Source organism: Actinosynnema sp. NPDC059797, from assembly GCF_042732085.1.
In the GTDB taxonomy this organism is placed as follows: Bacteria; Actinomycetota; Actinomycetes; order Mycobacteriales; family Pseudonocardiaceae; genus Actinosynnema.
On record NZ_JBHWIE010000271.1, the window covers coordinates 1 to 9,462 of the forward strand.

The 9,462-nt window shown below is 74.5% G+C and carries 10 protein-coding genes; 7 read left to right on the top strand and 3 right to left on the bottom strand.

Annotated features, from left to right (window positions below; translation table 11 throughout):
* The coding region (locus ACFV4N_RS33870) for a hypothetical protein (protein ID WP_499676735.1) at positions 1–280 on the bottom strand (280 nt) is incomplete at its 3' end.
* Positions 281–395: 115 nt separating this feature from the next.
* On the opposite strand from ACFV4N_RS33870, the gene ACFV4N_RS33875 reads away from it, so the two are divergent.
* Together ACFV4N_RS33875 and ACFV4N_RS33880 are read left to right on the top strand one after the other, a co-directional pair.
* Positions 396–1,136: an MBL fold metallo-hydrolase gene (locus ACFV4N_RS33875; RefSeq protein ID WP_499676736.1), complete on the top strand. Its 741-nt coding sequence runs from the start codon at positions 396–398 to the stop codon at positions 1,134–1,136.
* A gap of 108 nt (positions 1,137–1,244) precedes the next feature.
* On the top strand, positions 1,245–1,418 hold the full coding sequence (locus tag ACFV4N_RS33880; protein ID WP_499676737.1) for a hypothetical protein: 174 nt from the start codon (positions 1,245–1,247) through the stop codon (positions 1,416–1,418).
* A gap of 97 nt (positions 1,419–1,515) precedes the next feature.
* Here the strand turns inward: ACFV4N_RS33880 and ACFV4N_RS33885 are convergent, their stop codons facing one another.
* On the bottom strand, positions 1,516–1,887 hold the full coding sequence (locus ACFV4N_RS33885) for a histone-like nucleoid-structuring protein Lsr2 (RefSeq protein ID WP_499676738.1): 372 nt from the start codon (positions 1,885–1,887) through the stop codon (positions 1,516–1,518).
* 298 nt (positions 1,888–2,185) lie between these two features.
* On the opposite strand from ACFV4N_RS33885, the gene ACFV4N_RS33890 reads away from it, so the two are divergent.
* Positions 2,186–2,590, top strand: a complete 405-nt coding sequence (locus tag ACFV4N_RS33890; RefSeq protein ID WP_499676739.1) for an STAS domain-containing protein — start codon at positions 2,186–2,188, stop codon at positions 2,588–2,590.
* Between the two features lie 68 nt (positions 2,591–2,658).
* Here ACFV4N_RS33890 and ACFV4N_RS33895 read toward each other — a convergent pair whose 3' ends face one another.
* Entirely contained in the window at positions 2,659–3,591 is a 933-nt protein-coding gene (locus ACFV4N_RS33895; protein WP_499676740.1) for an NADP-dependent oxidoreductase, read from the bottom strand.
* Positions 3,592–3,966: 375 nt separating this feature from the next.
* On the opposite strand from ACFV4N_RS33895, the gene ACFV4N_RS33900 reads away from it, so the two are divergent.
* From ACFV4N_RS33900 to ACFV4N_RS33915, 4 genes are read left to right on the top strand one after another with little or no spacing between them, the layout of a single operon-like run.
* Positions 3,967–6,117: an amylo-alpha-1,6-glucosidase gene (locus ACFV4N_RS33900; protein ID WP_499676741.1), complete on the top strand. Its 2,151-nt coding sequence runs from the start codon at positions 3,967–3,969 to the stop codon at positions 6,115–6,117.
* The gene (locus ACFV4N_RS33905) at positions 6,118–7,173 is read left to right on the top strand and encodes a glycosyltransferase family 4 protein (protein WP_499676742.1); all 1,056 of its coding nucleotides are present in this window, start codon (positions 6,118–6,120) and stop codon (positions 7,171–7,173) included. It abuts the gene before it with no gap.
* A gap of 39 nt (positions 7,174–7,212) precedes the next feature.
* A complete protein-coding gene (locus tag ACFV4N_RS33910; protein ID WP_499676743.1) occupies positions 7,213–8,169 on the top strand; it encodes an SRPBCC family protein in 957 nt (318 codons plus the stop codon).
* Positions 8,166–9,341 carry a zinc-dependent alcohol dehydrogenase gene (locus tag ACFV4N_RS33915; RefSeq protein WP_499676744.1) on the top strand — a complete coding sequence of 392 codons (1,176 nt, stop codon included), beginning with the start codon at positions 8,166–8,168 and terminating at the stop codon, positions 9,339–9,341. The genes ACFV4N_RS33910 and ACFV4N_RS33915 overlap by 4 nt, the downstream gene beginning before the upstream one ends.
* The last annotated feature ends 121 nt before the right edge of the window (positions 9,342–9,462 follow it).

A 9,462-nucleotide genomic window follows, 5' to 3' on the forward strand; every position in this document is an offset into this window, starting at 1 on the left:
GGGTGACGCGCAGCGCCACCACCTGCTCGTCGCCGTCCGCGCGCGGGTCGACGCGCACCTGGAACGCCCGCGCCGCCCCGTCCGGCAGCAGCGCCGCGACGGCGCGGGCCAGGCCGTCGCTGACCGCGATCAGCCGGGCCCGCCGCTCGATCTCCCGCAGCCTGTCGCTCGCCGTGACCTCGCGGGACCGGCCGCGCTCGTCGCGGACCGCGACCGCGGTGGGCGCCGGCCGGACGAACCACTCCCGCGCCCCGGCCTCCACGTCCGTCCTGCCCGCCACGACGACCCCCTGTCCTAGGTGAGAGATGCTCATGAATCCTAGGTGGGGGTCGGGCGGCCCACCGCCGCGCCTAGGCTGGGCCGGCTTCCGCCCGTCGAGCACGAGGAGCCGCGCCGTGGAGCTGACCCGGGTCGACGACCAGGTGCACCTGGTCACCGGCACGAACGTGAACTGGGCGCTGATCGGCGACGGCTCCGCGCTCACGCTCGTCGACGCCGGCTACCCCAACGACGCCGCCGCGCTGCTCGCGTCCATCGAGGCGGTCGGCCACCGGCCCGAGGACGTGGTCGCGATCCTGCTCACCCACGCCCACCTCGACCACATGGGCGGCGTCCCCGCCCTGACCCGCCGGTGCGGCGCCCCGGTGATGACCGGCGCGGAGGAGGCCCGCCACGCCCGCCGCGAGTACCTGGAGCAGATCACGCCCGCGCAGATGCTGCGCCAGTGCGCGCGGCCCGCCGGGCTGCGCTGGGTCGCCACGACCGTGCGCGCGGTCGTGCCGCACCTGAGGATGGCGCTGGACGACGTCACCGCGGTCGAACCGCACGTGCCGCTGGACGTGCCCGGCGGCCTGGTCGCCGTGCCCACGCCGGGCCACACGCGCGGCCACACGGCCTACCTGATGCCGTCGACCGGCGTGCTGTTCAGCGGCGACGCCCTGGTCACCGGCCACCCGCTGTCCCGCCTCGGCGCGGGCGCCCAGCGGCTGCCCGCGGTGTTCAACGAGTCCGAGGCCGGCGTCACCGCGGCCATCGAGGGCCTGCGCGACCTGCCCGCCGACACCCTCGCCCCGGGCCACGGCGACCTGGTCCGCGCGCCCCTCGCCGACCTCGTCGACCGGGCCTTGAGCCGCTGAACCCGTTCGGGGGCGGTAATCCGCCTGGTCGGGTGGTTTCCACGCCGTATTGCGGCGAACCGGATGTCGGGCGCCCGCGGTCGGGGTCCGGTGGACGACGATCGGTCCGTGACCACGACTCCGATCTTCGACGAACTCGTCGCGCTCTACCTGTCCGAAGAAGCCCCGACCCGGCCGCACGAGCAGCGCCCGCCGCACGTGCCCGACGAGGGCCGGCCGCAGTGGCCCGCCGTGGGCGTGCTGGAGCAGTGGTGGTCGCAGTGCACGCGGACGGCCGGCTGATCCGCCGGGAAATCCGGGCGAAAGGGAATTCGCGGGACCCCGGGGTCCGCCGGTTCAGGCTCGCCGATTCGACGTGACCGGGAAAAGCGGAGTCGGTTCAGCGGCCCCGGGATTCGTGCGCCTCGCGGAACTCCTCGACGACGTGCGCGGGCAGGCGGCCCCGGTCGGCCAGGTCGTGGCCGTTGCGCCGCGCCCATTCCCGGATGGCTTTGGACGTGGCGCTCGGCCGCCTCGGCGCGCGCCGGGAGGGCCCGCCCCGCCCGCCGCGCCCGCCCTGCCCGCCGCGCCTGCCGACCTTGTCCGCGTGGGCGATGAAGAGCGCCAACGCCTCGTGCAGTCGGCGCGCGTTGCCGGCGGAGAGGTCGATTTCGTACGACACGCCGTCCAAGCCGAACGAGACCGTCTCGACGTCACCGGTCGAACTCCCGTCGAGGTCGTCAACCAACCGGACCAGAACCTGCCGTGCCATTCGGCACCTCCTACCGCGTCTTCTCGGGTTCAGGGTAGCCCTGTCGTGATCGCTTGATCCGCGCGATTGAAAACGAAATCAGTTCATATCACTTCATGGGCAAGTAATGGGGAAGCGGTGTTCCGAAGTGAATATGCAGGTGGTGGGCCTGGTCGCCGGTGGAGCGGTTCTCCCGGCCCGTGGCACCGCACCGTGCTCGAAAGACTGGTCCGCCCGTGTCAATACGGGGTCGAATCACCTGTTCGGGCTTGAACCGTGCACGGAGCGGGTAGGTTCGCCATGTCTTGGCGTCTCCACCATGAGAGGGCGTGAGGTGGCGATGACGGCGACGGGGTCCGGTGTGCGGACCCGGGTGGACCTCCTCGACGGGGGGCGGGCGGTCCTGCTGTGCATCGGCGGCGAGGTGGACCAGGCCGCGGTCGAGCGGCTGGACTGGGCGTTCTCCGAAGGTGTCGAGGCGGCCGTGCGGGCGGGCGCGCCCCTGCTCGTGACCGACCTGGGCGAGGTCACGTACTTCGCCTCGGTGGGGATGACCGCCCTGCTGCACGCGCACGAGCGGGCCGGGCGGTGCGGGGTGGGGCTGGTGGTGGCGGCGCCCGCCACCCACCTGGTCACCGGCCTGCTGGTGATGGTGGGCCTGGACACGGTCATCCACCTGGTCGACTCGGTCGACGCCGCGCTGTCGCCCGGGGTCGGCGGGTAGGCGGGCGCGACCCGGGCGACCGCGGTCGGTCCGGGGTGGACCGACCGCGCCGGACCCGGCCCGGCGGCTCAGAACCGGATCACGACCCGCCCCCGCAGGCCGCCCGCGGCCATCACCCGGTACGCCTCGGCGGCCTCCTCGGGCGGATATTCACCTGCCACCCGCAGTTGGAGCCCGCCCGCCGACGCCACGTCCCGCAGCTCCTCCAACCACCCGGTGCGGGTCAGGGCCTCGACGACCGCGACCTGGTGGACGGTGATCCCGCGCTCGGTGCGCCCCGGCCGCCACCCGCGCACCACGACCATCCCGCCGCCGTCCCGGATCGCGCCGAACACGGCCTCGTGCAGCAGCGCCGTGTCGTAGAGCCCGTCCACCCCCTCGGGGAAGCGCTCGCGCACCGCGTCGACGAACCCGTCCCCGCGCGGCACGACGTGGTCCGCGCCGAACCCCCGGACCAGCTCCTCGTCCTCCGGCTTGGCGTCCGCGACCACCACCAGACCCGCCTCCTTCGCCAGCGGCGCCACGTAGGACGCCAGCAGCCCGGCGCCGCCGGTCACCGCCAGCGCGGCGCCCGGCCGCAGGCCGAGCAGGTCGAGGCCGAGCAGGGCGGTGAGCCCGTTCATCGGCAGCGTCGCCGCCTCCGCCGGTGACGCGCCCTCCGGGACCGGCACCACCGAGGCCTCCGGCGCCACCAGCAGCTCCGCCTGCGCCCCGCCCTCGGGCCGGCGCGGCGAGACCGCGGCCATCACCTCGTCGCCGACCCGCAGCCGCCGGACGCCGGGCCCGACGGCCTCCACCACCCCGGCCGCGTCCATGCCGGGCACCCACGGCGGCGGCACGTCGCGGACGCCCGCCTCCCGCAACCCGATGTCGGTCGGGTTGACCGCCGCGGCCCGCACCGCGATCCGCACCTCGCCCTCGCGCGGCTCCCGCACCTCGCGGTCGACGACGGCCAGGACCTCCGGGCCGCCCCGCTCGGTGACACCCACTGCCCGTGCCATCGGTGACCTCCTCGACGTCGTGCCCCCGCCCACCGGGATCGCCCGCGCGCCCGCGCTCAACCGCGACGGGGCGAGGTTCACCTCCCGTGCCCGCCGCGCATCGCACCACCGGTCCCGGGGTTCGCTCGATGAGGTGGTGGGCGGTCCCCGGACCGTGCCTGCGGGTCGGGGAACCGGTTTGCCCGCCCCGGGTCGTGGCACCCCGGGCGAGGTGCCGGGCGGGAGAACCGCGGCACCGGGTCACCCCGCCCGGTCGGGCAGGACCGGCACGGGGCAGGACCGGCACGGGGCAGGACCGGCACGGGCGGGTTCCGCGGAGGCGCGGACCGGGGGCCCGCGGTCCGCGGAACCCCGTCCAGCGACAGGAGGCGCGGAATGACGGAGGGTGGCTGGGCGTTCGACGGCGAACCCGTCACGCTGTCCCCGAACACCGTGACGCTGGTCCACGGCACCTCGTTCTGCGTCTGCGGCAGCAACGGCGACCTGGACGGCGCCGCCGCCCAGGGCACGTTCTTCCAGGACACCCGCATCCTGTCCGGCTGGCGGCTGAGGGTGGACGGCGCGCCCGTCGAGCACATCACGACCAACACCCCGGACCCGTTCCGGGCCAGGTTCGTCGGTCGCGGGCGGTCACTGCGGCCCCAGACCGAGAGCACGCTGCTCGTGCGCCGCGACCGGTACGTCGGCGCGGGGATGCGCGAGGACCTCGTGCTCCGCAACTACGGCCGCGAGACCGCCACGCACGTGGTGACGATCCACGTGGAGGCCGACTTCGCGGACCTGTTCGAGGTCAAGGAGGGCCGCGTGCGGAGGCGGGGCGAGCACGCCTCCGAGATCGCCGACGACGAGCTGCGCCTGACCTGGCGGCTGGACGGCGCCAGCCGGGGCACGCGGGTGTGGGGCGACGGCGCGGAGTGCTCGCCGTCCACCCTGACCTTCCGCGCCGTGATCCCGCCGAAGGGCGAGTGGGGCACGTGCGTGACGGTGCAGCCGGTGGTGGACGGCGAGCCCGTGCCGCCCCTGTTCCCGCGCGAGCACCCCGTCGACCAGTCGGTCCCGGCGCGCCGCGAGGAGCAGTGGCGCAAGGCCGCGCCGGTGCTGCGCCGCACCGGCAACCGGGCGCTGGCGGCCACGTTGCAGCGCAGCCGGGAGGACCTGGGCGCGCTGCGGATCTTCGACCCGGACCGGCCCGACGACACCGCCATCGCGGCCGGCGCGCCGTGGTTCATGACGCTGTTCGGCCGCGACTCCATCCTCGCCTCCTACATGAGCCTCGCCATCGACCCGTCACTGGCGCTGGGCACCGTGCGCACCCTGGCCCACCACCAGGGCGCGCGCGTCGAGCCGGACAGCGAGGAGGAGCCGGGCCGCATCCTGCACGAGATGCGCTTCGGCGCGGACGCCTCGCTGGCGCTGGGCGGCGGCAACGTCTACTACGGCACCGCCGACGCCACGCCGCTGTTCGCGGTGCTGGTCGGCGAGCTGTCCCGGTGGGGGATCGGGCGCGACCGCGTCGCGGCGATGATCCCGCACGTCGACCGCGCGCTGGAGTGGGTCGAGCGGCACGGCGACCGGGACGGCGACGGGTTCGTCGAGTACGAGCGGGCCACCGACCGCGGCCTGGTCAACCAGGGCTGGAAGGACTCCTGGGACGGCGTCAACTTCGCCGACGGCACCATCGCCCGCGCCCCCGTCGCGCTGTGCGAGGTGCAGGGCTACACCTACTCCGCCTACCTGGCGCGGGCCTGCCTGTGCGACGACTTCGGCGACCCGGGCGGCGCGCGGCACTGGCGCGAGCGCGCCGCCCGGCTCAAGGAGCGGTTCAACGAGCGCTTCTGGCTGCCCGACCTCGGCCGCTACGCGGTGGCCCTGGACGGCGACAAGCGGCCGGTGGACGCCCTGGCCTCCAACGTCGGCCACTGCCTGTGGACCGGCATCGTGGACGACGACAAGGCCGCGACCGTCGCCGAGGACCTGCTGTCGCCGCGCATGTTCACCGGCTGGGGCGTGCGGACGCTGGCCTCCGACATGGGCGCCTACAACCCCATGAGCTACCACAACGGGTCCGTGTGGCCGCACGACAGCGCGCTCGTCGCCACCGGCCTGATGCGCTACGGCTTCGTCGAGCACGCCCAGCGGGTCGCCACCGCCGTCCTGGACGCCGCCGAGGCGTTCGGCGGCAGGCTGCCCGAGCTGCTGTGCGGCTTCGACCGCGCGGACCACCCGGACCCCGTCCCGTACCCGACGTCGTGCTCGCCCCAGGCGTGGGCGTCGGCGACGCCCGTCCACCTGCTGCGCGTGCTGCTGCGCGTGGAGCCCTACGTGCCCCACCGCAAGGTGTGGGTGGCGCCCGTGCTGCCCGACTCGTTCGGGTCGCTGCTGCTGGACGGCGTGCCGATGGCGGGCACCCGCGTCTCGCTGGAGGTCGACGGCGACGACGTGCGGTTGCACGGCCTGCCCGACGACGTCGAGCTGGTCCGCGGGGTCGTCCGGCGCCACCCCGGCGCGATCGGGAACACGAGGTAGGTGAACGCCATGAGGATAGCGATGGTCGCGCCGCCGTGGTTCGAGCTGCCGCCCCGCGGCTACGGCGGCATCGAGGCGATGTGCGCCGACCTGGTCGACCGGCTGGTGGCCCGCGGCCACGAGGTGGCGCTGGTCGGCGTCGGGCGCAACGGCACGGCGGCGGGGGAGTTCTTCGCCACCTCCGACGTGCCGCGGGCCGACCACCTGGGGCAGGCCCTGCCCGAGCTGGTGCACGCCCTGTCGCTGTTGGACGTCCTGTCCGAGTTGGACGTCGACGTGGTGCACGACCACACCATGGCCGGGCCCCTGCTGGCCCGCGGCCGCGACGTGCCGACCGTGGTCACCGCGCACAGGTCGGTGACCGGCGAGACGGGCCGCTACTACCGGGGGCTGGGCGACAGCGTCCACATGGTCGCCATCTCCCACGCGCAGCGCGCCGCCGCGGCGGACCTCAACTGGGTCGGCACCGTGCACAACGCGGTCGACGTCGAGCGCTTCCCGTTCCGGCGGGAGAAGGAGGACTTCGCGCTGTTCCTCGGCCGGGTCAGCCCGGACAAGGGCATCACGCAGGCGATCGCCGCGGCCGCCGAGGCGGGCCTCCCGCTGCGCATCGCGGCCAAGTGCCGCGAGGCCGAGGAGCACGAGTACTTCCGCGACGTGGTGGAGCCGCTGCTCGGCGGTGGCGCCGAGTGGCTGGGCGAGGTCGACGGCGCGACCAAGCTGGAGCTGCTCGCCGCCGCCCGCTGCCTGCTCTTCCCGATCCAGTGGGACGAGCCGTTCGGGATGGTGATGGTCGAGGCGATGGCGTGCGGCACGCCGGTCGTGGCGCTGCGGCGCGGTTCCGTGCGGGAGGTGGTCGCTCCCGGCGAGACCGGTTTCACCTGCGACGACCACGCCGGGCTCGTCGCCGCGCTGCGCCGCGTGGGCGAGCTCTCGCCGGATCGCTGCCGAACCGAGGCGGAACGACGGTTCGACGTCCGCTCAATGGCTACCCGGTACGAGCACGTCTACCAAGCGGTCACCGCCGCGCCGTCGTTCGCCGAACGGGCGGTGTGACCGCCGGGGACGAGGGCGAAACCCACACGGGAGGCAGGAATGGCTCTGAGATCGGCCAAGCGGGAGGAACGCGCCCCGGTGCGGCGGCGCGGGCGGGCGCTGGGCCTGGTGAGCCTGGGCCTGGGCCTGGCCCAGGTCGCGGCGCCCCATGCGGTGCGACGGCTGAGCGGGGTCGACGACTCCGCCACGTCGCGCTCGGTGGTGCCCCTGGTGGGCGCCCGGGAACTGGTGCACGCCGCCGGGCTGCTCGCCGGCCGCCGCGTCGGGCCGTGGGCGTGGACGCGCGTCGCGGGCGACGCGATGGACCTCGCGAGCCTGGCCGTGGCGCTGGGGAACCGCACCGGGCGGCGCCGCGGCCGCCTCGTCGGGGTGACCGGCGCGGTCCTCGGCATCACGGCGCTCGACGTGCTCACCGCGGTGCAGGCCACCCGTGCTCGTGGAGGAGGAGGAACTGTGGAGTTGACGGCCACGACGACCGTTAGACGACCGGTGGAAGAGGTCTATTCGTTCTGGCGCGACCTGGAGAACCTGCCGTCGTTCATGACCCACCTGGAAGAGGTGCGCGTCACCGGCGGGAAGACCAGCCGCTGGCGGGCCACCGCGCCGTTCGGCAAGACCGTCGAGTGGGACGCCGAGATCACCGACGAGGAGCCCGGCGTGCGCATCGGGTGGCGCTCGACCGGTGACGCGGACGTGCCCAACACCGGCAAGGTGTGGTTCGTGCCCGCGCCGGACGACGTGAGCACCGAGGTGCACGTGGTCATGGCCTACGACATCCCCGGCGGGAAGATCGGCAAGGCCGTGGCCAGGTACTTCGGCGAGGAACCGCACCAGCAGCTCGACGACGACCTGCGCAGGTTCAAGCAGGTGCTGGAGACCGGGGAGGTCGTCCGGTCCGACGGCGCGCCGTGGGGCAAGCGCGCCCGCGAGGAGTTCCCGCAGCGGCCCGCGCGCCCGCTGTCACCGGAGGAGCTGGCGAAGGGGGGACCGGCGTGAAGGCCGTCACCTGGGCGGGGCGCAACACCGTGGAGGTCCGCGAGGTGCCGGACCCGAGCATCCTCAACCGCCGCGACGCCATCGTCCGCGTCACCTCCACCGCGATCTGCGGCTCCGACCTGCACCTGGTCGACGGGTACGTGCCGACCATGCAGGACGGGGACATCCTGGGGCACGAGTTCATGGGCGAGGTGGTCGAGGTCGGGCCCGGCGTCGACCCGGCCAAGCTCCGCGTCGGCGACCGCGTCGTGGTGCCCTTCCCGATCGCGTGCGGGGCGTGCGGCGCCTGCGCGGCGGAGCTGTACTCGTGCTGCGAGAACAGCAACCCGAACGCGGGCATCGCGGAGAAGATGTTCGGCCACCCGCTGGGCGGCATCTTCGGCTACTCCCACCTGACGGGCGGGTACGCGGGCGGGCAGGCGGAGTACGTGCGCGTCCCGTTCGCCGACGTCGGCCCGCTCAAGGTCGGGCCCGAGCTGACCGACGAGCAGGTGCTGTTCCTGTCCGACATCCTGCCCACCGGGTACATGGGCGCGGAGATGTGCGACATCCAGCCCTCCGACGTGGTGGCGGTGTGGGGCGCGGGCCCGGTGGGCCAGTTCGCCGCCGACAGCGCGCGGGTGCTCGGCGCGGCGCAGGTCGTCGTCATCGACAAGGAGCCGTACCGGCTGCGGATGGCCGAGGAGGCGGGCTTCACCACGATCGACTTCGACGACGTGGACGTCCGCTCCAGGCTGCTGGAGCTGACCGGCGGGCGCGGACCGGACAAGTGCATCGACGCCGTGGGCCTGGAAGCCACCCACGGCAGCCCGCACGTCAACGCCTACGACCGGGTCAAGCAGGCCGTGCGGTCGGAGACCGAGCGGCCGCACGCGCTGCGCCAGGCGATCCTGTCCTGCCGCAGCGGCGGGATCGTGTCCGTCATCGGCGTGTACGGCGGGCTGATGGACAAGTTCCCGGCCGGCGCGTGGATGAACCGGTCGCTCACGCTGCGCACCGGGCAGACCCACGCCCACCGGTACATGAAGCCGCTGCTGGAGCGGGTCGAGCGCGGCGAGATCGACCCGACCCGGATCATCACGCACCGGATGCCGCTGGCGGACGCGCCGCGCGCGTTCGAGATCTTCAAGAACAAGCAGGACGACTGCGAGAAGGTCGTCCTCACGCCGTGACCGCGACGTGGGGGGGGGGCGGGGGGCGGACCCCCCCCCCCCCGGGGGGGGGGGTCCGGCGGGGGGCCCGGGGCCGCACCGCGCAGCCCGGCCCGGGGCCCGCCCCCGGGGGGGCGTGGCG

What these genes read in the sequence shown, in the direction of transcription:
- ACFV4N_RS33885 (WP_499676738.1), bottom strand. Translation starts at nt 1,887, where the DNA reads ATGGCACGGCAGGTTCTGGTCCGGTTGGTTGACGACCTCGACGGGAGT.
- ACFV4N_RS33890 (WP_499676739.1), top strand. Translation starts at nt 2,186, where the DNA reads ATGAGAGGGCGTGAGGTGGCGATGACGGCGACGGGGTCCGGTGTGCGG.
- ACFV4N_RS33895 (WP_499676740.1), bottom strand. Translation starts at nt 3,591, where the DNA reads ATGGCACGGGCAGTGGGTGTCACCGAGCGGGGCGGCCCGGAGGTCCTG.
- ACFV4N_RS33900 (WP_499676741.1), top strand. Translation starts at nt 3,967, where the DNA reads ATGACGGAGGGTGGCTGGGCGTTCGACGGCGAACCCGTCACGCTGTCC.
- ACFV4N_RS33910 (WP_499676743.1), top strand. Translation starts at nt 7,213, where the DNA reads ATGGCTCTGAGATCGGCCAAGCGGGAGGAACGCGCCCCGGTGCGGCGG.